Genomic DNA, 21048 nt, shown 5'->3' with positions numbered 1-21048 from the left:
GGGCGCAACCGCTCGTGTGTAGATGCCGGTAGGCGCGGGTTTTAGCGCGCGGTTTGACGGTCCGTGGGATCGGGGAGCACGACATAGGCGGCTCCCGGAACCGCCACCGACATACCTGTCGGGTGGAGAAGCCCGTCGGCGTCGATCGTCAGCGTCGTCACAGTCTGCGCCTTCTCGTGCGCGACGATCACCAGCCCCGCATCGTCGAGCAGCAGGAAGTGGCGCGGCGACGCGCCGCCGGTCGCGGTATGACCAAGCAGCGTCGGAACGCCGGCATCGTCGAGCGCGAATACCGCGATGCTGTCATGCCCGCGATTAGAGACGTAAAGGCGATCGCCCGCGCGATTGATCGCCAAGTGCGCGACGATCGAATCGCCATGCCAGCCGTTGGGCAGGGTCGAAAGCGTGGCACGATGCGTGAAGCTGCCATCGCTGCGATCGAGCACGCTCAGCGTATTGTCGAGTTCGCCGATCAGGTAGGCGCGCTGATCGAGCCGCGGATGAAGCAGGAGATGCCGCGGTCCCGAGCCCGGGGCGGCGCGATAGGCGCGCTGCGGCGCGTGCAGCGTACCTTCTGCCGCGATCGGAAAGCCGAGGATTTCGTCGGTGCCGAGATCGGTCTGATAGAGCCAGCGTCCGTCGGGACTGAACCCGACCCAATGCGCGTGCGGCGCTTCCTGCCGCGCCGGGTTTGGCCCCGAGCCTTGATTGGCGCTGACCTGCACGGTGCCCGTGGGCAATCCGCTCTGCGGTTCGAGCCGCAACAGCGTCACGCTTCCGCTCCCGTAATTGGCGACCGCCAGCAGCGTCTCGGTCGGATCGAGCGCGATATGGCACGGTGCCGCGCCATCGACCGCGAACAACGCGAGCCGCTCCCACCGCTGGTCGGCGTAGCGGTGGACACCGACGCTGCCCGCCTCGGCCTCATTAACGATATAGTGCAGCCGGCGTCCCGGCGCGTAGATGCTGAACGAGGCGTTTGGGGCGTCGGCATAGGGCGCGCCGAGCCGCCACGCTCCCGCCTCGTCGCGGCAGAGCGGCTGGATCCCGGCGCCACCGCCGCCACGATAGGTGCCGATGCCGACGCAGAGGGCAAAGGGAGCTTCGGTCATCGGAAATCCTGCTCGGCGGCGGCCGTGTTACGAGGCCGCGCCCGCGACGCCGAGCTGATCGAGCACGAACGCCTGCCACTCGGCATTCTGGCGGAAGCGTTCGAAGCGGCCCGACTTGCCACCATGCCCCGCCTCCATGTTGACGCGGAACACCAGCGGATTGGCGTCGGTCTTGAGTTCGCGCAGCTTGGCGACCCATTTGGTCGGCTCGTAATATTGCACCTGGCTGTCCCACAGGCCGGTGCCGACATACAGCGCCGGATAGGCCTTCGCCGCGACATTGTCGTAGGGCGAGTAGCTCAGCATATAGTCGTAATACGCCTTTTGCGCGGGGTTGCCCCATTCGTCATATTCGAAGGTGGTGAGCGGGATCGAGGCATCGAGCATCGTCGTCACGACATCGACGAACGGCACCTGCGCCACGACCACCTTGTAATCCTGCGGCGCCATGTTGGCGACTGCGCCCATCAGCAGCCCGCCCGCGCTGCCGCCCATCGCCGCGACCCGGTCCTTCGCGACGTATTTCTGCGCGACGAGGAAGCGCGTGACGTCGATGAAATCGGTGAAGCTGTTGCGCTTCTTGAGCAGATGGCCGTCGTCATACCAGCCGCGCCCCATTTCCTGCCCGCCACGAATATGCGCGATGGCATAGACTACGCCGCGATCGAGCATGCCGATCCGGCCGGGATCGACGGCGGGATCGGTCGAGATGCCGTAGCTGCCATAGGCGTATTGGAACAACGGTGCGGTGCCGTCGCGCTTCAGCCCCTTGCGATAGACGATCGACACCGGCACGCGCGTGCCGTCGCGGGCGGGTGCCCAGACGCGCTCGGTGACGTAGTTGGCGGGGTCGTAGCCCGGCACCGGCGCGACCTTGAGCACGCGCCGCGCGCCGGTCTTCACATTGACCTCGTAGGTCGTCGTCGGCGTGACGAGCGAGCCATAGGTGTAGCGCACCCACGGCGTCGCGGTCTCCTCGTTGACGTCGAGCGCCATCCGGTAAGCTGGCTCGTCGGCCTTGACCGGGATCGATGTGCCGCCGTCGGTGAGCAAGCGAATCATGCGATTACCGCCCTCGCGCTGGTCGACCGCGACGAAGCCGGCGAAGGGCTTGAAGCTTTCGATGAAGACGCTGTCGCTCGCCGGCGTCAGGTCGCGCCATGCGGTGACGCCCTTGGCGACATCTGCATCGGCGACGGTGACGAGCTTGTAGTTCTTCGCCGCGCGATTGGTGCGGATGATCCAGCGCCCGCCCTGATGATCCGCGGTGTAGCGGAACTCGCGCGCCCGAGGCGCCAGCACGGTAAACGCGCCCGGGTTGGACGCCGGCGCGCAGCGTTGCTCGTCGCTGACCGTGCTCGCGACGGTGATGCAGATGAAGCGATCGTCGGCGGTGCGCGCTATGCCCATCTGGAAGGTGTCGTCCTTCTCCTCGTAGAGCAACGCATCGGCGGCGGGCGCGGTGCCGAGGACATGCGCCATCACGCGATAGCCGCGCAGCGTCACCGGGTCCTTCGCGACGTAGAGGATCGTGCGATTGTCGTCGGCCCATACGACGCTCGGCTCGGCATTGGCGATCGTGTCGCTGCGCACCGCGCCGGTCGCGAGATCCTTGATCTTGAGGACGTATTGGCGACGCCCGACGGTATCCTCGGCCCAGGCGACCTGCGCGTTGTCGGGGCTGACCGCCCAGTCGCTCAGCGCGAAGAAGCTGTGGCCCTTGGACATTGCCGGCTCGTCGAACATCGTCGTGGCGGGCGCGGTGGCGGCGCCCTTGCGCCGCTCGATCAGCGGATAGTCGGCGCCGGCGGCGAAGCGCGAGGCGTAGTAATAGCCGTTCTTGGCATAGGGGACCGAGCTGTCATCCTGTTTGATGTGCGCGACGGTCTCGGCATAGAGCTTGGCCTGGAGCGGCTTCAACGGTGCGAGGCGCGCATCGGCATAGCCGTTCTCCGCGGCGAGATAGGCGAGCATCGCGGGATCCTTGCGGGTGTCGTCGCGCAGCCAGTAATAGTCGTCGGCGCGCGCGCCGTTGGGCGAGGTTACCTGGAACGGCCGCTTGGCGACATGCGGGACAGGAGGCAGCGTCTGCGCCTCGGCCTGCGACCCCAGCATCACGGCGCCACACGCCACTATCGTCCACCGCATCGTCGCATCCCCTGTCGATCGAGTTCGCGGGCAGGGTGGCGACCCACTGCCCGACGCGCAAGGGGACTTTGCCACCCGCGCGTCGGGGCGCAGCGGTCACTCCGCCATATAAGCGGCGAATGCGTCCTTCCAGTCGGGGTGCCAGCGTGACAGGGCAGGGCGGTTCTCGGTCACGTCGCCGGCCGCCCAGGCGATCCGCTTAGAGTCCTGCTCCGACGTCGTCTCGTTATCGGGGCAGACGATGTAGAAATCGCCCATCGCGAGCCGCTCCAGCATCAGCGCAACGACTTGCTCGGGGGTCCATGCCCCCTCGGGCTTTTCGGTGATGCCGGGGCGCGTCATGCCGGTGAAGGTGAAGCCCGGCACCAGCAGATGCGCGCTCACCCGGTCGCCGCAGCGAGTCCGCAGCGTGTGCGCGAGGCCTTCGGTCAGCGCCTTCACCCCGGCCTTGCTGACATTGTACGCGGTATTGCCGGGCGGCTGGGTGATGCCCTGCTTCGAGCCGGTGTTGATGACGAGCGCCGGGCCGCCATGGTCGAGCATCGCGGGGACGAAGCTCTGCACGCCGTTGAGCACGCCGAGCAGATTGACGCCGAGCACTGCGTCCCAGATGTCGGCATCGGCGAACACGTCGCCGCCCGCGCCTATCCCGGCATTGTTCATCAGTAGCGCAACAGTGCCGTGCTCCGCGACGATCCGACCGGCGAGCGCGTGCATCGCCGCGCGGTCCGACACGTCCACGGTATGTGCGACCGCGCCATCGATCGAGGCGGCGGCGGCCTCGAGCGCCTCGCCCGAGCGGTCGATCAGTACGACGCGCATCCCCGCGGCCGCGAAGGCGCGCGCGGCGGCGAGGCCGATCCCGCCCGCCGCGCCGGTGACGACGGCGAGGTTGCCCGGCGCGATCGCCGCAAACGAGGCCGTGCTCATTGGTCCACCGTCGCCATCGAGACCGCGGGGTAGCGCATCCCCTCGGCACTGCCCGGCGGCAGCACCGCATCGATCCGCGCGAGCGCGTCGGCATCGAGCACGATTTCGAGCGCACCGAGATTGTCCTCGAGGTAGCTGCGCCGCTTGGTGCCGGGGATCGGCACAACGTCGTCGCCCTGCGCGAGCACCCAGGCCAGCGCGAGCTGCGCCGGGGTGCAGCGCTTGGCCGCCGCCATCTCCTTGATCGCCGCGACGAGATCGAGGTTCTTGGCGAACGCGGCACCTTGGAAGCGCGGATGCGCGCGGCGGCTGTCGCCTTCCGCCAGATCCTCGGGCTTGGTGAACTGCCCCGTCAGGAAGCCGCGGCCGAGCGGGCTGTAGGGGACGAAGCCGATGCCGAGCGCGCGGACGGTCGGCAGGATTTCGGCTTCGACGTCGCGACTCCACAGCGAATATTCGGTCTGCAGCGCCGAGATCGGGTGGACCGCATGTGCGCGCCGGATCGTCTCGGGCGCTGCTTCCGACAGGCCGAGATAGCGAACCTTGCCTGCCGCCACGAGCTCGCTCATCGCGCCGACGGTATCCTCGATCGGGACGCCGGGATCGACGCGGTGTTGATAATAGAGGTCGATCACGTCGAGCCCGAGCCGCTTGAGGCTCGCATCGCACGCCTGGCGGACATAGTCGGGATGGCCGTTCACGCCGCGGAAGCTGCCGTCGGGCCCGCGGACGTTGCCGAACTTGGTCGCGACGACAACCCATTCGCGCCGCGTTCGCACCACCCGGCCGACCAGCTCCTCGTTCGCGCCGACGCCGTACATGTCGGCGGTGTCGAGGAAAGTGACACCGAGATCGAGCGCGCGGTTGATCGTCGCGACCGACTCGGCCTCGTCGCGGCTGCCGTAGAAGTCCGACATGCCCATGCAGCCGAGACCGAGCGCCGAGACTTCGAGGCCTTGCTGGCCGAGCTTACGCATTTGCATTGCGGACGTCCTTGTCGATGAGGAAAGCGAGCGCACAACGAAGCCGCGGGCGCTTGTTTCCAACGGGTTCGCGGCGGCCCGAATGCCGCGAACCCGCCGCCCGCCGGGTCAGTCGACGAGCGTCGCGGTATCGCCCATCAGCTTGGGGAAGAAACCTTCATGCGCGGTGCGCAGCGCGTCGAGCGTGACGACATGATCGTCGTTGGGAAGCTCGAAGATCAGGCGGTTGGCGATCGTGCGGCCGATCCGCTCGATCTCGACCCCGGCGGCATCGGCGGCGGTCAGCGTCTCGAGCAGCAGATGGTCGGCGATCGTCGCGACGTAGAGACCCTGATCCTCGCCGAACAGCGAACACGCCACGCCGCACGGCAGCGGTGCGTGGAGCATCGCGCCGACATTGCCGGCAAGCGCCATCTCGGCGATCGTCACCGCGACGCCGCCGTCGGACACGTCATGCACCGCGGTCAGCGCGCCGGTGGCGATGTGCGCGCGGACGAACTCGCCGTTGCGGCGCTCGGCTTCGAGATCGACCGGCGGGGGCGGGCCTTCCTCGCGGGCATGGACTTCGCGCAGCCAGAGCGACTGGCCGAGATGCCCGCGGCGGTCGCCGATCAGGACGATGACGTCGCCGGTGCCCTTGAAGGCGATCGTCGCCGACTTGGACCAGTCGGCGAGCAGGCCGACGCCGCCGATCGCGGGCGTCGGCAGGATCGCCGAGCCGCCGCCGGTCGCCTTGCTCTCATTGTAGAGCGAGACGTTGCCCGAGACGATCGGGAAGTCGAGCGCGCGGCAGGCGTCGCCCATGCCGTCGAGGCAGCCGGTGAGCTGCGCCATGATCTCGGGGCGCTGCGGGTTGGCGAAGTTGAGGCAGTTGGTGACGGCGAGCGGGGTCGCGCCGACGGCCGAGAGGTTGCGATAACACTCCGCAATCGCTTGCTTGCCGCCTTCATAAGGGTCGGCATAGCAATAGCGCGGGGTGCAGTCGGTGCTCATCGCGAGCCCCTTCTGCGTGCCGTGGACGCGGACCACCGCGGCGTCGCCGCCGGGGCGCTGGACGGTGTCGGCGCCGACTTGGGTGTCATATTGCTCCCAGATCCAGCGGCGCGAGGCGATATCGGGCGAGGCCATCAGCTTGAGCAGGTCGGCGGCGATGTCGCTCGCCTCGGGCGTGGCGCCGAGCGGTGGCACCTTGGCCCAGGCCTGATACTCTTCCTTCGACGCCGCGGGGCGGTCGTAGAGCGGGGCTTCGTCGGCGAGCGGGGCGAGCGGGATGTCGCAGACGGTCTCGCCGTTGAATTTCAGCACCATGTGGCCGGTCTCGGTGACCTTGCCGATCACCGCAAAATCGAGCTCCCACTTCTTGAAGATCGCCTCGGCGAAGTCCTCGCGGCCGGGCTTGAGCACCATGAGCATCCGCTCCTGGCTCTCGCTCAGCATCATTTCGTACGGCGTCATGCCGGTTTCGCGCTGCGGCACGGCGTTCATGTCGAGCTCGATGCCGACGCCGCCCTTGCTCGCCATCTCGACCGCCGAAGAGGTGAGGCCGGCGGCGCCCATGTCCTGGATCGCGACGATCGCGTCCGAGGCCATCAGTTCGAGGCATGCTTCGATCAGCAGTTTCTCGGTGAAGGGATCGCCGACCTGGACGGTCGGGCGCTTCGATTCCGAATCCTCGCCGAAATCGGCCGAGGCCATCGTCGCGCCGTGAATGCCGTCGCGGCCGGTCTTCGAGCCGACATAGACGATCGAATTGCCGATCCCGCTCGCCGCCGAGTAGAAGATCTTGTCCTGCTGCGCGATGCCGACGGTCATCGCGTTGACGAGGATGTTGCCGTCATAGGCGGGGTGGAAGTTCACCTCGCCGCCGACGGTCGGGACGCCGACGCAATTGCCGTAGCCGCCGATGCCGTGGACGACGCCCGCGATGAGGTGGCGCATCTTGGGATGATCGGGCCGGCCGAAGCGCAGCGCGTTGAGGTTGGCGATCGGGCGCGCGCCCATCGTGAAGACGTCGCGCAGGATGCCGCCGACGCCGGTCGCCGCGCCCTGATAGGGCTCGATGTACGACGGGTGGTTGTGGCTCTCCATCTTGAAGATGGCGGCCTGGCCGTCGCCGATGTCGATGACGCCGGCATTCTCGCCGGGGCCGCAGATCACTTGCGGGCCGGTGGTGGGGAGCTTCTTCAGATGGATCCGCGAGGATTTGTACGAGCAATGCTCGGACCACATCACCGAGAAGATGCCGAGCTCGGTCAGGTTGGGCTCGCGGCCCATTGCGACGAGCACGCGCTCATATTCTTCGGTGGACAGCCCGTGCTGGGCGACGATCTCGGGGGTGATCTGGCTCATGGAGTGTGCCTTTAGCGGGCGGTTGCGCGTCCGTCACCCTTATCGCGCGGGTCGATCTGCGACGAAGCGAGTTTGGTTGACTCGATTGACCCCTGGACGGGGTGTTGTGCGCGGCGATCGTTTCCGATTTTGGCATGATCTGCGGGGTTCGTGGTCGCGCGTGCGGGCCGCCGTTGCGGTTCGCTGTTCCTAGGCTTTCTACGATTTGAAAGAGCAGACCTGAACATACCAGAAACACTGCCTGTAGGACAGCGCTTTTACATCCTCCCCGGCACGGGGAGGGGGACCGTCCGCCCCCTTCGGGCGGATGGTGGAGGGTGACCTCCGCGACCGTTACGCTCGCGGCGCGCCCCCTCCACCCTTCGCTGAATGCTCAGGGTCCCCCTCCCCGTGCCGGGGAGGAGTTAGGCCTTCGCCTCCTCGACAAAATCCACGTCGCGGCGTTCGGGGCCGAGCCACGTCCACAGCACCAGCACGAGCGCGGTCACCCCGGCGACTAACGCCATTGCATAGCCGTAATTGCCGCCATGCGCCTCGGCGATCCCGGCCTGGAGCGGCCCGTTGCGCGAGGCGATCAAATTGCCGAGTTGATAGGCGAAGCCCGGAAACATCCCGCGCACCAGCGCCGGCGACAGTTCGTTGAGATGCACCGGCACGATCCCCCACGCGCCCTGCACCGCGACCTGGACGAGGAATGCGCCGAGCCCGAGCAGCAACGGCGTCTGCGCGAACGCCCAGAGCGGGATCACCGGCAGGATGAGCAGGCTGGCGATGATGATCGCGCGCTTGCGGCCGATCGTCTCGGACCAGATGCCGAAACTCAGCCCGCCGACGATCGCGCCGATATTCATGATCGCGGTGAGCGTGCCGATCGTGTGCGTGTCGAACTTGTGCTGTTCGCGCAGGAAGGTCGGGTAGAGATCTTGGGTGCCGTGGCTGAAGAAGTTGAAAGCCGTCATCAGCACGACAAGGTAGAGCGCGATCTTCCAGTGGCGAGCGAGTTCGACGAACGGGTTGGGCTTGGCCTCGTCCTTGCGCGCCTCGAACGCCGGGCTTTCGTCGACGTGCGAGCGGATGATGAAGACGAGGATCGCCGGCGCGATCCCGACGACGAACATGCCGCGCCAGCCGATCTGGTCGAACAGCAGGAAATAGACGAGGCTCGCGAGGAAATAGCCGGAAGGGTAGCCCGACTGGAGCAGCCCCGACACCGGCCCGCGCAGCTTGGGCGGGATCGATTCCATCACGAGGCTCGCGCCGATTCCCCATTCGCCGCCCATCGCAAAGCCGAACGCCGCGCGGACGACGAACAGCATCGTCAGCGAGGTGACGAAGGCCGAGGCGAGCGAGAAGAAAGAGAAGAGCAGGATGACGATCATCATGATCGGCCGCCGCCCGACGCGGTCGGCGAGCCAGCCGAAGAAGAACGCGCCGAACGGCCGCGCGGCGAGCGTGAGGAAAGTCGCTTCGGCGACATGCTTGACGTCGGTGCTGTATTCGGTGGCGATCGCCGAAAGCATGAAGACGAGCAGGAAGAAGTCGAACGCGTCGAGCGTCCAGCCGAGATAGCTCGCCCAGATCGCATTGCGTTGCGATGGGCTGAGCGTGCGCAGTTGGTCGATCAGCGTCATGGCGGCTCCGGGGCGGTCGGGGGGAGCTTAGGGGGGCGGGGCGAGGAGGCCAAGCGGTTAGGGGTAGAGCAATGTTTGCGACAAATGTAGTTCGCAGATCATGCCGGACACGATGACACTCTATTTCTTGGGTTGGACGGTGATTGGGTCGGTTGGCTGCTGGTTAACCGCTCTTGGCCTCAACCGTGTTTTCAAGCGCTCTCGCGAGTGGTGCGCTACGGTTGGAGCGGTAAGTTGGGCCTTCGCGAGCAGCGCGGCCATCTACGCTTTCTATTCCGTCAAAAGTGCGGATTTGGCCGCGCACCATCGAATGAACGTCGGATTTTTAGTGGTGATGTTGGCGTTGTGGGTTGCGGTTTCATTTCTGGGCACCGTGTTTGGAGCTTTGCTCGCCACTCCATTTGCCGCTGGCCGTCGATAAGCAATGAGATTTGACGGGCGCAGGTTTTTGAGTGGGGTCATGGCGCCTCCGGGGGGGGGCGAGCTTAGGGGGTAGGGCTGGGAGGCCAAGCGGTAACGGTGCAGGCTCGAGACGCCCCCCTTCGTCACCCCGGGCTCGTCCCGGGGTCCACCGTGCCGCGCGTTCTGCGCGTGTTGCTCTCGCGGGACGGTAGACCCCGGCACAAGGCCGGGGTGACGGCGACGGGATCAGCGGGCCGGCAGCCCCGCGACGAAGCGGTCGAAGTCGGCGGCGCTTTGATCGGGATGTTCCTCCATCGGCACGTGCCCGATCCCGGGATAGACGATCAGTCTGCTCGTCGGGATATGGCTATGCAGCCATTCGCCCGACGATAGCGGGATCAGATGATCGAGCGCGCCCCACAGGATGAGCACTGGCATTTTCAGCGCGGCAAGCTGCGCCGGTGTCGCGCTATCGGGCGGGAGTGCGAAGCGGTCGAGCGTCGCGACGCGGTTGCCCGGATAGCGCAGCAGCTCCCAATAGCGATCGATCATCGCCGCATCGACGCGGCGCGGATCGCCGAATACCTGGGGCAGGCTGTCGGCGATCAGGCTGCGTGGGGTGATAACTGCGGCGACGTTGCGCAGGACCGGGATCCGCGCGATGCGGAAGGCGAGCGGGGCGTCGTGCGATCCGCCCGGTTCGGGCTGGCCGACCGAATCGACCAGGACGAGCGCGCGGACATGCTCGGGATGCGCCAGCACATAATGCCACGCGACTCCGCCGCCCATCGAATTGCCGACGACGACCATCCGATCGACCGCGAGCCGCCTGCGGATCCGCTCGACGACATCGACATAGGCGGCGGGACGATAGTCCTGCGTCGGGCTCGCGCCGGTCAGGCCGTGGCCGGGCAGATCCATGCGGATGAGGCGATAGCGCGTCTGGAGTCGCTCCGCCCACGGCTCCCAGGTGTGGAGCGAGGCGTTCGAGCCGTGGACCAGCAGGAGCACCGGCGCATCGCGCGGGCCGGTATCGCGCAGATGGACGCGGAGGCCTCCGCCGAGATCGACGAACTGCGACGGCGGCGCGCCGTATTTGGCGCGCATCGCGCGCGGATCGGTGTCGGGGCTGCGAAAGGAGAGGAAGGCGATGAACAGCGACGCGAAGATCGCTGCCGCGATTGCAGTGAGAACCCGTGTGCGCACCGATTTCCCCTTGTCACCCCCGACGCCGTGATGTGGCGCCGATCACCCCATCATTACGGGTTCGCAAGGAATAACAAGGGGAAAGGGGATCAGGCGTCCTGCCGTGCGAGCCATTCCTCGAGCCACTTGATCGTATAGTCGCCCTTCTGGAAGTCGGGGTCCTCGATCAAGGCCTGATGGAGCGGGATCGTCGTCGTCGGGCCGTCGATGACGAACTCCTCGAGCGCACGGCGCAGGCGGCGGATCGCGCCGGCGCGGGTTGTGCCATAGACGATCAGCTTGGCGATCATCGAATCGTAGTAAGGCGGCACGCGGTAGCCGGCGTAGAGCCCGCTATCGACGCGGACGTTCATTCCGCCCGGCGCGTGATACGCCTTCACCAGCCCCGGCGACGGCGCGAAGGTGCGCGGGTCCTCGGCGTTGATGCGGCATTCGATCGCATGGCCGCGGAACTGGACGTCTTCCTGGCGGAGCGTCAGGCCGTGCCCTTCGGCGATGCGGATCTGTTCGCGCACCAGGTCGAGCCCGGTAATCGCCTCGGTGACGGGATGTTCGACCTGAAGGCGCGTGTTCATTTCGATGAAATAGAACTCGCCATTTTCCCACAGGAATTCGATCGTCCCAGCGCCGCGATATCCCATGTCGGCCATCGCTTTTGCACAGACGCCGCCCATGCGTGCACGGTCTTCCTCGCCGAGTACGGGCGAGGGAGCCTCTTCGAGCACCTTCTGGTGGCGGCGCTGGAGCGAGCAGTCGCGCTCGCCCAGATGGATTGCATTGCCTTCGCCGTCGCCGAACACCTGGAATTCGATGTGGCGCGGGTTACCGAGATATTTCTCGAGATAGACCGTCGCATCGCCGAACGCGGCCTTCGCCTCGCTGCCGGCCTGCTGCATCAGCGTCTCGAGCTGATCCTCGGAGGTGCAGACCTTCATCCCGCGACCACCGCCGCCCGACGCGGCCTTGATGATCACCGGATAGCCGGCCTGCGCCGCGATTTCCTTGGCTTCGGCGAGATCGCTGATCGGACCCGCGGAGCCCGGAACGAGTGGCAGGCCGAGCGCGCCGGCGGTACGCTTGGCTTCGATCTTGTCGCCCATCGTGCGGATATGCTCGGGCTTGGGGCCCACGAAGATGATGCCGTGCGCTTCGATGATCTCGGCGAACTTGGCGTTTTCCGAGAGGAAGCCGTAGCCCGGATGGATCGCATCGGCGCCCGAGATTTCGGCGGCCGAGATGATGTTGGGGATGTTGAGATAGCTCTCGGTCGCGCTCGGCGGCCCGATGCAAATCGCCTGGTCGGCGAGTCGCACGTGCATCGCATCGGCGTCGGCGGTCGAATGCACCGCGACGGTCTGGATGCCCATTTCGTGGCAGGCGCGGTGGATCCGCAGCGCGATCTCGCCGCGGTTCGCGATGAGGAGCTTCTTGATCTCGGCCACGTGCTTACTCGACCACCACGAGCGGCTGGTCGAATTCGACCGGCTGGCCGCTCGTCACCAGCACCGCGGTGACGCGGCCCGCGCTCGGCGCGAGGATCGGGTTCATCACCTTCATCGCCTCGACGATCAGCAGCGTGTCGCCAGCGGCAACGCTGTCGCCGACGCTGACGAAGGTCTTCGCCTCGGGGTTGGGCGAGAGATAGGCCGTACCGACCATCGGCGATTTGACCGCGTTGAGCGCGGCCGCTGGCGATGCGACGATCTCTGCCGGCGCGCTTGCCGCAGCGGGGGCGGAGGCAACCGGGGCCGGGGCATATTGCACGGCGCTCGCGACAGCTGCCGCCTTGCGCGCGATGCGGATCTTGCGCCCGCCATCTTCGACTTCGATCTCGGTCAGCTGCGTGTCATCGAGCAGCTGGGCGAGCTGACGCACCAGATCGACGTCGATCCGCATTGCATCCGTGTTCGTATCTTCGGCCATACGACCCTTATCTCCCTTGTTACGGCGCGTCCTGTCAGAGACGCGCGGCGGCTTCAAGCGCCAGCATATAGGAAAATGCGCCGAAACCGCAGATCGTCCCGTGCGCTACGGGGGAGATACGGCTGATGTGGCGAAAGGCTTCGCGCGCGTGCGGGTTCGAGAGATGGACCTCGATCACCGGCGTGCGGATCGCCTTGATCGCATCGTAAAGCGCGATCGAGGTGTGCGTATAGGCGCCGGCGTTGAGCAGCACCGCCTTGGCGGGGAGCGCCTGTGCCTCGTGCAGCCAGTCGATCAGATGCCCCTCGTGGTTCGACTGGCGCAGGTCGATCGACAGGCCGAGCTCGCGCGAGCGGTCCTCGAGCTGGCCGGCAATATCGTCGAGCGTTTCGTGGCCGTAGATCTCGGGCTCGCGCGTGCCGAGCAGGTTGAGGTTGGGACCGTTGAGGACGAAGATCGTTTCGGGCATCGCGCGGGACTTCCGGTTGCGGGCGGTTGAATGCTGCCAGGCCTCGGCCTAGTTGAGCAGACCCATAGCCCGTTCGCCCCAAGCTTGTCGAAGGGCTGTTCGTCCCGGCCGGGACGGACAGGGTTTCGCTAAGCTCAGCCCGAACGGGGAACGAACGTGCCGCATACCGATGGAACCGTCAGCATCCAGGTCAATGGCGAGCATCGCCGCGTGCGCAGCGGGCTGAGCCTCGCCGAGCTGGCGCAGGATTTGGGGCTGCTGCCCGAGAAGGTCGCGATCGAACGCAACCTCGAGGTCGTGCCGCGCTCGACGCTTGGCGAGGTGCTGGTCGAGGATGGCGACGAGCTCGAGATCGTGCATTTCGTCGGCGGGGGGGATCATGCCGCCGCAGTCGATGCCGACACCTGGAGCGTTGCGGGGCGTACCTTCCGCTCGCGCCTCATCGTCGGCACGGGCAAATACAAGGATTTCGCGCAGAACGCCGCCGCGCTCGAGGCGTCGGGCGCCCAGATCGTCACCGTCGCGGTGCGCCGCGTCAACGTGTCGGACCGCAACGCACCGATGCTGACCGACTTCATCGACCCCAAGAAAGTCACCTATCTGCCCAATACCGCGGGCTGCTTCGATGCCGAATCGGCGATCCGCACGCTGCGGCTCGCGCGCGAGGCGGGCGGGTGGGACCTGGTAAAGCTCGAAGTGCTGGGGGAAGCACGCACGCTCTATCCCGACATGGTCGAGACGCTGCGCGCGACCGAGATCCTCGCCAAGGAAGGCTTCCTGCCGATGGTCTATTGCGTCGACGATCCGATCGCGGCGAAGCGGCTCGAGGATGTCGGTGCGGTCGCGATCATGCCCTTGGGGGCGCCGATCGGTTCGGGCTTGGGGATCCAGAACCGCGTCACGATCCGGCTGATCGTCGAGGGCGCGAAGGTGCCGGTGCTCGTCGATGCCGGGGTCGGCACCGCGTCCGAGGCGGCGCAGGCGATGGAGCTTGGCTGCGACGGCGTGCTGATGAACACCGCGATCGCCGAAGCGAAGGATCCGGTGATGATGGCGGCGGCGATGAAAGCCGGGGTCGAGGCGGGGCGGCTCGCTTATCGTGCCGGGCGGATGGGGCGGCGGATGTATGCCGATCCGTCGAGCCCGCTCGCCGGTCTCATCTGAGCGGAATCAGCCATAGTATGAAACATAAGTTATGGAACCAGCGCGAGACTAATCCGTTTATACTTCGGGACTAGCCGATGTCGACCCGCGACATCGAACACCGAAAGGATAGTATCATGGGCGAATTCGTCGACAAGGTCAAAGGCAACGTCAATGAAGCCATTGGCAAGGTGAAGCAGCACAGCGATAACCCCGAGACGAAGGCCGAAGGCGCCGCGCAGGAAGCCAAGGGCAAGGCCCAGCAGGCTGCCGGCACCGTCAAGGGCGCGCTCGGCGACGATATCTGATCTTCGGATCATTTGCGTAACGCGTACCGAAAGGCCGCTCCGATTACGGAGCGGCCTTTTTGGTGTTCGCCGCCATCGCGGTCAGCGTCGTTCCGGCGGTGATCGCCTCGATGTCGGTCTTGAGATGGAGCAGGCGCACGCCGGTTTCGGCCATCGCGCGGGCGAGCGCCGGGGCGAACTGCGCGGTGGTCTCGACCGTCTCGGCCCAGCAGCCATAGGCGCGGCCGAGCGCGGCGAAATCGGGATTGTGCAATCGCGTGCCGGTGACGCGGCCGGGATATTCGCGCTCCTGGTGCATGCGGATCGTGCCGTAGCCGCTATTGTCGATCACCAGCACGAGCATGTCGGCGCCATGCGCGACTGCGGTGGCGAGTTCCTGACCGTTCATCAGGAAACAGCCATCGCCGGCGAGCGCAACCACGGTGCGGTCGGGATGGCGGAGCGCAGCGGCGGTCGCGGCGGGGACGCCGTAGCCCATCGCGCCCGCGGTCGGCGCGAGCTGCGTGCCGGGGCCGGCATAGCGCCAGTAGCGATGCCACCAGCCGCTGTAATTGCCAGCGCCGTTGCAGATGATGCTGTCCGCAGGCAGGTGCTCGCGCATCGCCGCGACGCAGGGGCCGAGGTCGAGTGTAACGCCTGCGCGCGGGGCGGGGTTGGACCAAGCGAGATACGCAGCGTGCGCGTCGGCGCCTGAGTCGAGCATCGGCATGTCGATCGCAAGCAGCGCGTCGGCGAAGGTCGTCATGTCGGCACAGATCGCCAGATCGGCGCGGTAGGTCTGGCCGAGTTCGTTCGGATCGGGATGGATATGGACGATCCGCTGGCCGGGATGGTCGGGCGTGATCAGCGTATAGCCATCGGTGGTCGCCTCGCCGAGCCGGGGCCCGGCGACGATCAACAGGTCGGCTTCGCGAATCCGCGCGACGAGCGCGGGATTGGGGCCGTACCCGAGATTGCCCGCCCATACGGGCGATTCGTTCGCGATCGCATCCTGGCGGCGGAAGGCCGAAGCGACGGGGACGCCCGATCGCTCCGCCCAGGCGGCGAAATCGCGCGCGGCGGCTGGCGTCCAGCCCGCGCCACCGATGATCGCGAGCGGACGCTCGGCCGCGCCGAGCAGGGCGGCAAGGTCACACATCTGGACCGGATCGCACGCCTGGACGACGCGCTCGACGCGCGGGCGATCGAGCGCTGCGACGTCGTCGAGCAGCATGTCCTCGGGCAGCGCGAGCACGACCGGCCCCGGCCGCCCCGACATCGCGACGTTCCACGCGCGCGCGACATATTCGGGGATGCGCCGCGCGTCGTCGATCTTCGCCGCCCATTTGGCGATCGGCCCGAACATCGCGGGAAAGTCGATTTCCTGGAACGCCTCGCGATCCTTGGTGCCGCGATCGACATCGCCGATGAACAGCACCATCGGCTGCGAATCCTGCATCGCGACATGGACGCCAATCGACGCGTTGGTAGCGCCCGGCCCGCGCGTGACGAAGGCGACGCCGGGCCGCCCGGTGAGCGCACCATCGGCGCACGCCATGAAGCCGACGCCGCCTTCCTGCCGGCACACCACCAGATCGATCTGCGGCGTGTCGTGGAGCGCGTCGAGCACCGCGAGGAAGCTCTCGCCGGGGACGGTGAAGATCCGGTCGCAGCCTTGCGCGACGAGTTGATCGACAAGGATGCGCCCGCCGGTGCGGGGGGTGGGGGAGGTGGTCATCGCCATTTTGTAGCGGGGCCGCGGCGGCTTGGGTAGGTCTCGAGGGCCGCAAGTGGCGTGGGAAACGTCGCGTTCCCCCGGCGGAGGCCGGGGCCCAGTTGTGATGGCGGTGAGGGGGACCGTCGCGCTCCCGATCGGCGACGCCGCGACTAGGCCCCGGCCTTCGCCGGGGAACGATGTGCAGCGAGCGGACGGCTTTCTGTCGAAAAAGCTTACAGCTGCAACCTTGCGGCTATCGGCGTTAACTAGTTGAAACCGCGAGAAACCGGGATTTCTGAAAACTGGCACGCGCGGTGCAATACTCTGTGTACGCCGAGCGGTAATCGCTTCAGCAGGGCGGGCCAGCGCTACAGAGCGCGGCCCGCCCGACCCGGCATCCTCACTTCTCGGTCGAAACGCCCTGTTCTTCGAGCAATGCGGCGAGCTCGCCGCTCTCGTACATCTCCATCATGATGTCCGAACCGCCGACGAATTCGCCCTTCACATAGAGCTGCGGGATCGTCGGCCAGTCGGAGAATTGCTTGATCCCCTGGCGGACGCCCTGGTCCTGCAGCACGTCGACGCTGCCGAACTCGGCGCCGAGATGGTTGAGGATCGCGACCGCCCGGCTCGAAAAGCCGCACTGCGGGAAGAGCGGGCTGCCCTTCATGAACAGGACGACGTCGTCCTTCTGGACGAGTTCGGCGATGCGGATCTGGTCTGGATCGGTGCTCATAGGTTTACTCCTGGACTGGTACGGCGGTGGTCAGCTGGAGCGCGTGGAGCACGCCCCCCATCTTGTCACCGAGCGCGGCGTAGACGGCGCGCTGTTGCTTGAGGCGGGGCAGCCCGCGGAAACTTTCCGACACGACGCGGGCGGCCCAATGGTTGTTGTCGCCCGCAAGATCGGTCATCTCGACCTGCGCGTCGGGGATGCCCGCGACGATCAGCGAGACGATCTCATCGGCGGCCATCGGCATTATTGCGACCCCATCAACTGGCGGCGTGCCTCGACGGTCTTTTCCTCGATCGCGCGGCGAATCGCCGGCTCGTCGATCTCGACGCCTGCGGCGGTCAAGTCGCTGACGAGCTTGCGGATAACGTCCTCGTCGCCGGCTTCCTCGAAATCGGCCTGCACCACGGCGGTGGCATAGGCGTCCGATTCTTCCTTGGTCAGCTCCATCTGCGTCGCGGCCCATTGCCCGAGCAGACGGTTTCGGCGCGCCACGATCCGGAAGGCAACTTCTTCGTCGCGGGCATATTTGGTTTCGAAAGCGCGCTCGCGATCGTCGAAAGTGGTCATGGTCGGTCCCCTTGGGCCTGTCGAAATAGCGCCTTCGAGATAAGCGTGCTGCAGGGCATGCGCAACGCCCGCCGCGCGGCTTCGCATCGAAAGCAACTTTGTCGCATCTGAATCGCTTGCTTGGCCGTAGCCGGGACAGCCCGCATCGGTTTACACGCAATCGATCGCTTCACTGTCCAAAGCCGGGATTTCGACCATCAATGGCCACATTGCCCGACCGATCCTCTCCGCCAGACCTGGCGCCGTCGTTGCCCGAGGCGCACCGCACGCTCAAGGTATGGGCGACGGGCGATGCGCGGCGTTCGGGGTGGCGGCAATGGCTGGGCTTTGCCGGGCCGGGGTTCCTGGTCTCGGTCGGCTATATGGACCCGGGCAATTGGGGGACCGATCTCGCTGGCGGGAGCCAGTTCGGCTACAGTCTGCTGTGGGTCATCCTCGCCTCGAACCTGATGGCGATCTTCCTGCAGATCCTCTGCGCTCGGCTCGGGATCGTGACGGGGCGCGACCTCGCGCAGTCGTGTCGCGATTATTATCCGCGGCCCGTCGCGGTCGCGCTGTGGCTGCTGTGCGAGATCGCGATCATCGCCTGCGATCTGGCCGAGGTGGTCGGATCGGCGGTGGCGCTCAACTTGCTGCTCGGGCTGCCGCTGGTGTGGGGCGTGCTCGTCACCGGGCTCGACGTGCTGCTGTTGCTGCTGCTCATCAACCTCGGCTTCCGCAAGATCGAGGCGGTGGTGATGGCGCTGATCGCGACGATCGCCTTGTGCTTCGTCTACACGATCTTTCTCGCCAAACCCGACTGGAGCGCGGTGGCCTTGGGGGCGGTGACGCCGGCGATTCCGAATACCGCGGCGTTGCTGGTGGCGCTCGGCATCCTCGGCGCGACCGTCATGCCGCATAACCTCTATCTGCACAGCTCGATCGTCCAGACGCGCGCGTTCGGGCGCACGCCGCGCGACGTCAAGGCGGCCTTGTGGTTCAACACGCTCGATACCGTGCTCGCGCTGGGGGCGGCGTTCTTCGTCAATGCCGCGATTTTGGTGCTGGCGGCGGCGGTGTTCTGGCGCTCGGGGATCGTGGTGGATGATCTGCGCCAGGCGTTCGAGTTGCTGCGCCCGGCTTTGGGCGGCGTGGCGGCGACGGCGTTTGCGCTGGCGCTGCTGGCCTCGGGGCAGTCGAGCACGATCACGGGGACGCTTGCCGGGCAGATCGTGATGGAGGGGTTCCTGCGGATTCGCATCGCGCCGTGGATCCGCCGGCTGGTGACGCGCGGGATCGCGATCGTGCCGGCGCTGGTGGTGATCTCGGCGACCGGCGGCAAGGATACCGTCGCGCTGCTCGTGGTGTCGCAAGTCGTGCTGTCGATGCAGCTGCCGTTCGCGATCTTCCCGCTGATGATGATGACGAGCAGCCGCGCGCGGATGGGGGACTATGCCAATCCGCTATGGGTGAAGGTGGTTGGGTACGCGATTTGCAGCGTGATCGCGGTGCTCAACGTTTATCTGCTGTGGCAGACGATCGGGCCGGTGTGGGTTGGGGTAATGGCGGCGGTGGTGGTGGTGTTTGCGGGGTCTGTGTGGCTGTCGGAGAGCCGTTCGGCGGAGCGCGCTTAGCGGGACGGTAAGCGCGGCGTCGCGTCTTCACGCTTTCGCGTGAAGAGACGTGGGTTCACGCTAAGTCGAGAACCATCTTCTTCTCCGCGTCTCCGCGTCTCCGCGAGAACCAAATTTCTTGTTCACGCGGAGACGCGGAGAGAAAGAAGAAAACTCTTAGCGATACCCTTTCCGTCGCCCGCAATAGGTCCGGGGTGACGAATGGGGGCGTCAGTCCGCTACCTTCACCACCAGCTTCCCGATCGCGGCCCGCGCCGCCATCTTGGCGATCGCCTTGCCGCCATCTTCGAATGCGAAGGTCTCGGTGACGCGCGGGGCGATCTTGCCGTCCTGCCACAGCTGGAAGAGCCGCGCGATGTGCGCGGCGTTGGCCTTGGGATCGCGTGCGGCGAAGGCGCCCCAGAAGACGCCGCAGACGTCGCAGCTCTTGAGCAGCGTCAGGTTGAGCGGGAGCTTGGGGATGCCGGCGGGGAAGCCGACGACGAGATAGCGCCCCTCCCATGCGATCGAGCGCAGCGCGGGCTCGGCATAGTCGCCGCCGACCGGATCGTAGATCACGTCGTAGCCGGCCTTTCCGCCGAGCGCCTTAAACTGTTCGGCCAGCGCCTTGGACTGGTCCTTGTCGAACGGTGCGCGGGCGTAGATCAGCGTCTCGTCGGCACCCGCATCGCGCGCGGCCTGCGCCTTTTCCTCGGACGACACTGCCGCGACGACGCGCGCGCCGAACGCCTTGCCGAGCTCGATCGCCGCCAAGCCGACGCCACCCGCCGCGCCGAGCACAAGCAGGCTCTGGCCTTCGGCGATATGCCCGCGGTCGAGCAGCGCGTGGATCGTGGTGGCATAGGTGAGCAGCAGCGCCGCACCCTCGGCGAAATCGCGCTCGGGCGGGAGCGGGTAGAGCGATCCGGCCGGCACCGCGACCTTCTCGACCAGCCCACCGTGCCCGGTCATGCCGATCACGCGGTCGCCGACAGTCCAGCCGGTCACGCCTTCGCCGATGCTCTCGATCACGCCGGCGATCTCGCCGCCCGGCGCGAACGGGCGTTGCGGCTTAAATTGATATTTGTCCTCGATGATCAGGACGTCGGGATAGTTGATCGCGCACGCCTTGACCGCGACCACGACCTGCCCCGCGCCCGCCACCGGATCGGGCAGTTCGTCGAGACCTAGAGTTTCAGGTCCGCCCGCCGCTTTCGACAGAAGTGCTCGCATGTGCCCGGTCTCCGCTCATCCACGGCCGGTGTTCTTTTACCCCGGCTTCGTATTTCGAAATCTGGGTATCTCTTGCCAGCGTCAGACCGATCTCGTCCAGCCCTTCCATCAGGCACTGGCGACGAAACGCGTCGAGTTCGAAGTCGAAGCGATCCTGATACGGGGTGGTGACGGTCATCGTCTCGAGATCGACGGTGATCGTCTGGTCTTGCGCGACCTCGATCAAGCGGTCGATCGCGTCCTGCGGCAGCACGACCGCGACGATCCCGTTCTTGAAGGCGTTGCCCGAAAAGATGTCGGAAAAGCTCGGCGCGAGGACGGCGCGGATGCCCATGTCGGCAAGCGCCCAGGCGGCATGCTCGCGGCTCGACCCGCAGCCGAAATTGTCGCCCGCTATCAGCATCGGCGATCCGGCATAGCGCGGATCGTCGAAGATGTTGCCGGGGACCGCGCGCACCGTTTCGAACGCGCCCTTGCCGAGCCCCTCGCGGGTGATCGTCTTGAGCCAGTGCGCGGGGATGATGACGTCGGTATCGACGTTCTTCTGGCCCCAGGGATAGGCCTTGCCCGAAACCTGCGTCACTGGCTGCATGCGTTAGCGTCCGGTTGATGTCGGCGTG

Annotated in this window: 20 protein-coding genes; 4 read left to right on the top strand and 16 right to left on the bottom strand. The window is 66.5% G+C overall.

Translation table 11 applies throughout. From position 1 onward, the window contains the following. Positions 1 to 41: 41 nt before the first annotated feature. The 6 genes from ABIB28_RS02110 to ABIB28_RS02085 form a co-directional block, all read right to left on the bottom strand. Positions 42 to 1112, bottom strand: a complete 1071-nt coding sequence (locus tag ABIB28_RS02110; protein ID WP_354286011.1) for a lactonase family protein — start codon at positions 1110 to 1112, stop codon at positions 42 to 44. A gap of 27 nt (positions 1113 to 1139) precedes the next feature. Then, positions 1140 to 3260, bottom strand: coding sequence for a S9 family peptidase (locus tag ABIB28_RS02105; RefSeq protein WP_354286009.1), 2121 nt, complete (start codon positions 3258 to 3260; stop codon positions 1140 to 1142). Positions 3261 to 3356: 96 nt separating this feature from the next. Further along, a complete protein-coding gene (locus tag ABIB28_RS02100) occupies positions 3357 to 4190 on the bottom strand; it encodes an SDR family NAD(P)-dependent oxidoreductase (RefSeq protein ID WP_354286007.1) in 834 nt (277 codons plus the stop codon). Beyond that, a complete protein-coding gene (locus tag ABIB28_RS02095) occupies positions 4187 to 5173 on the bottom strand; it encodes an aldo/keto reductase (RefSeq protein WP_133188722.1) in 987 nt (328 codons plus the stop codon). Before ABIB28_RS02095 ends, ABIB28_RS02100 begins: the two co-directional genes overlap by 4 nt. Positions 5174 to 5281: 108 nt before the next feature. Then, positions 5282 to 7522 (bottom strand): phosphoribosylformylglycinamidine synthase subunit PurL, encoded by a 2241-nt coding sequence (gene purL, locus ABIB28_RS02090; protein WP_354286005.1) that lies wholly within the window; start codon positions 7520 to 7522, stop codon positions 5282 to 5284. A 404-nt stretch (positions 7523 to 7926) separates the two neighbouring features. Beyond that, on the bottom strand, positions 7927 to 9153 hold the full coding sequence (locus tag ABIB28_RS02085; protein ID WP_354286003.1) for an MFS transporter: 1227 nt from the start codon (positions 9151 to 9153) through the stop codon (positions 7927 to 7929). Between the two features lie 112 nt (positions 9154 to 9265). Here ABIB28_RS02085 and ABIB28_RS02080 point away from each other — a divergent pair, with 112 nt between their 5' ends. Continuing rightward, on the top strand, positions 9266 to 9574 hold the full coding sequence (locus ABIB28_RS02080) for a hypothetical protein (protein WP_354286001.1): 309 nt from the start codon (positions 9266 to 9268) through the stop codon (positions 9572 to 9574). 227 nt (positions 9575 to 9801) lie between these two features. Here the strand turns inward: ABIB28_RS02080 and ABIB28_RS02075 are convergent, their stop codons facing one another. The 4 genes from ABIB28_RS02075 to aroQ all read right to left on the bottom strand — a co-directional run bounded on the left by ABIB28_RS02075 (position 9802) and on the right by aroQ (position 13153). Beyond that, the gene (locus tag ABIB28_RS02075; protein WP_354285999.1) at positions 9802 to 10761 is read right to left on the bottom strand and encodes an alpha/beta fold hydrolase; all 960 of its coding nucleotides are present in this window, start codon (positions 10759 to 10761) and stop codon (positions 9802 to 9804) included. An 89-nt stretch (positions 10762 to 10850) separates the two neighbouring features. Beyond that, the gene (accC, locus tag ABIB28_RS02070) at positions 10851 to 12203 is read right to left on the bottom strand and encodes an acetyl-CoA carboxylase biotin carboxylase subunit (RefSeq protein ID WP_189674915.1); all 1353 of its coding nucleotides are present in this window, start codon (positions 12201 to 12203) and stop codon (positions 10851 to 10853) included. Between the two features lie 4 nt (positions 12204 to 12207). After that, entirely contained in the window at positions 12208 to 12684 is a 477-nt protein-coding gene (accB, locus tag ABIB28_RS02065) for an acetyl-CoA carboxylase biotin carboxyl carrier protein (RefSeq protein WP_133188714.1), read from the bottom strand. Positions 12685 to 12718: 34 nt separating this feature from the next. Further along, the gene (gene aroQ, locus ABIB28_RS02060) at positions 12719 to 13153 is read right to left on the bottom strand and encodes a type II 3-dehydroquinate dehydratase (protein WP_133188712.1); all 435 of its coding nucleotides are present in this window, start codon (positions 13151 to 13153) and stop codon (positions 12719 to 12721) included. Positions 13154 to 13309: 156 nt separating this feature from the next. Here aroQ and thiS point away from each other — a divergent pair, with 156 nt between their 5' ends. Continuing rightward, complete coding sequence (gene thiS, locus ABIB28_RS02055) at positions 13310 to 14317, top strand: sulfur carrier protein ThiS (protein WP_354285996.1); 1008 nt, start codon at positions 13310 to 13312, stop codon at positions 14315 to 14317. Positions 14318 to 14433: 116 nt separating this feature from the next. Beyond that, positions 14434 to 14604 carry a CsbD family protein gene (locus ABIB28_RS02050; RefSeq protein WP_133188708.1) on the top strand — a complete coding sequence of 57 codons (171 nt, stop codon included), beginning with the start codon at positions 14434 to 14436 and terminating at the stop codon, positions 14602 to 14604. Positions 14605 to 14647: 43 nt separating this feature from the next. Here ABIB28_RS02050 and ABIB28_RS02045 read toward each other — a convergent pair whose 3' ends face one another. The 4 genes from ABIB28_RS02045 to ABIB28_RS02030 all read right to left on the bottom strand — a co-directional run bounded on the left by ABIB28_RS02045 (position 14648) and on the right by ABIB28_RS02030 (position 17603). Then, positions 14648 to 16321 carry a thiamine pyrophosphate-binding protein gene (locus ABIB28_RS02045; protein WP_354285994.1) on the bottom strand — a complete coding sequence of 558 codons (1674 nt, stop codon included), beginning with the start codon at positions 16319 to 16321 and terminating at the stop codon, positions 14648 to 14650. Between the two features lie 379 nt (positions 16322 to 16700). Continuing rightward, the gene (gene grxD / locus ABIB28_RS02040) at positions 16701 to 17036 is read right to left on the bottom strand and encodes a Grx4 family monothiol glutaredoxin (protein WP_133188704.1); all 336 of its coding nucleotides are present in this window, start codon (positions 17034 to 17036) and stop codon (positions 16701 to 16703) included. Between the two features lie 4 nt (positions 17037 to 17040). Beyond that, positions 17041 to 17280, bottom strand: coding sequence for a BolA/IbaG family iron-sulfur metabolism protein (locus ABIB28_RS02035; protein ID WP_133188702.1), 240 nt, complete (start codon positions 17278 to 17280; stop codon positions 17041 to 17043). Further along, a complete protein-coding gene (locus ABIB28_RS02030) occupies positions 17280 to 17603 on the bottom strand; it encodes a DUF1476 domain-containing protein (protein ID WP_133188700.1) in 324 nt (107 codons plus the stop codon). Before ABIB28_RS02030 ends, ABIB28_RS02035 begins: the two co-directional genes overlap by 1 nt. Positions 17604 to 17803: 200 nt before the next feature. On the opposite strand from ABIB28_RS02030, the gene ABIB28_RS02025 reads away from it, so the two are divergent. Next, positions 17804 to 19216 carry an Nramp family divalent metal transporter gene (locus tag ABIB28_RS02025; protein ID WP_354285991.1) on the top strand — a complete coding sequence of 471 codons (1413 nt, stop codon included), beginning with the start codon at positions 17804 to 17806 and terminating at the stop codon, positions 19214 to 19216. Positions 19217 to 19426: 210 nt separating this feature from the next. Here ABIB28_RS02025 and ABIB28_RS02020 read toward each other — a convergent pair whose 3' ends face one another. Together ABIB28_RS02020 and leuD are read right to left on the bottom strand one after the other, a co-directional pair. Then, the gene (locus tag ABIB28_RS02020; protein ID WP_354285990.1) at positions 19427 to 20428 is read right to left on the bottom strand and encodes an NADPH:quinone oxidoreductase family protein; all 1002 of its coding nucleotides are present in this window, start codon (positions 20426 to 20428) and stop codon (positions 19427 to 19429) included. Beyond that, positions 20391 to 21020, bottom strand: a complete 630-nt coding sequence (gene leuD, locus ABIB28_RS02015; protein ID WP_354285988.1) for a 3-isopropylmalate dehydratase small subunit — start codon at positions 21018 to 21020, stop codon at positions 20391 to 20393. The genes ABIB28_RS02020 and leuD overlap by 38 nt, the downstream gene beginning before the upstream one ends. Positions 21021 to 21048 lie beyond the last annotated feature (28 nt).

Source organism: Sphingomonas sp. UYEF23 (assembly GCF_040546165.1).
GTDB classification, from domain to species: domain Bacteria; phylum Pseudomonadota; class Alphaproteobacteria; order Sphingomonadales; family Sphingomonadaceae; genus Sphingomonas; species Sphingomonas glacialis.
This window is presented reverse-complemented; position numbering and strand designations above follow the sequence as displayed.

What these genes read in the sequence shown, in the direction of transcription:
- ABIB28_RS02105 (WP_354286009.1), bottom strand. Translation starts at nt 3,260, where the DNA reads ATGCGGTGGACGATAGTGGCGTGTGGCGCCGTGATGCTGGGGTCGCAG.
- ABIB28_RS02110 (WP_354286011.1), bottom strand. Translation starts at nt 1,112, where the DNA reads ATGACCGAAGCTCCCTTTGCCCTCTGCGTCGGCATCGGCACCTATCGT.
- leuD (WP_354285988.1), bottom strand. Translation starts at nt 21,020, where the DNA reads ATGCAGCCAGTGACGCAGGTTTCGGGCAAGGCCTATCCCTGGGGCCAG.
- ABIB28_RS02085 (WP_354286003.1), bottom strand. Translation starts at nt 9,153, where the DNA reads ATGACGCTGATCGACCAACTGCGCACGCTCAGCCCATCGCAACGCAAT.
- ABIB28_RS02020 (WP_354285990.1), bottom strand. Translation starts at nt 20,428, where the DNA reads ATGCGAGCACTTCTGTCGAAAGCGGCGGGCGGACCTGAAACTCTAGGT.
- ABIB28_RS02080 (WP_354286001.1), top strand. Translation starts at nt 9,266, where the DNA reads ATGACACTCTATTTCTTGGGTTGGACGGTGATTGGGTCGGTTGGCTGC.
- grxD (WP_133188704.1), bottom strand. Translation starts at nt 17,036, where the DNA reads ATGAGCACCGATCCAGACCAGATCCGCATCGCCGAACTCGTCCAGAAG.
- accB (WP_133188714.1), bottom strand. Translation starts at nt 12,684, where the DNA reads ATGGCCGAAGATACGAACACGGATGCAATGCGGATCGACGTCGATCTG.
- ABIB28_RS02035 (WP_133188702.1), bottom strand. Translation starts at nt 17,280, where the DNA reads ATGCCGATGGCCGCCGATGAGATCGTCTCGCTGATCGTCGCGGGCATC.
- ABIB28_RS02045 (WP_354285994.1), bottom strand. Translation starts at nt 16,321, where the DNA reads ATGACCACCTCCCCCACCCCCCGCACCGGCGGGCGCATCCTTGTCGAT.
- ABIB28_RS02030 (WP_133188700.1), bottom strand. Translation starts at nt 17,603, where the DNA reads ATGACCACTTTCGACGATCGCGAGCGCGCTTTCGAAACCAAATATGCC.
- ABIB28_RS02100 (WP_354286007.1), bottom strand. Translation starts at nt 4,190, where the DNA reads ATGAGCACGGCCTCGTTTGCGGCGATCGCGCCGGGCAACCTCGCCGTC.
- purL (WP_354286005.1), bottom strand. Translation starts at nt 7,522, where the DNA reads ATGAGCCAGATCACCCCCGAGATCGTCGCCCAGCACGGGCTGTCCACC.
- ABIB28_RS02050 (WP_133188708.1), top strand. Translation starts at nt 14,434, where the DNA reads ATGGGCGAATTCGTCGACAAGGTCAAAGGCAACGTCAATGAAGCCATT.
- ABIB28_RS02025 (WP_354285991.1), top strand. Translation starts at nt 17,804, where the DNA reads ATGGCCACATTGCCCGACCGATCCTCTCCGCCAGACCTGGCGCCGTCG.
- aroQ (WP_133188712.1), bottom strand. Translation starts at nt 13,153, where the DNA reads ATGCCCGAAACGATCTTCGTCCTCAACGGTCCCAACCTCAACCTGCTC.
- ABIB28_RS02095 (WP_133188722.1), bottom strand. Translation starts at nt 5,173, where the DNA reads ATGCAAATGCGTAAGCTCGGCCAGCAAGGCCTCGAAGTCTCGGCGCTC.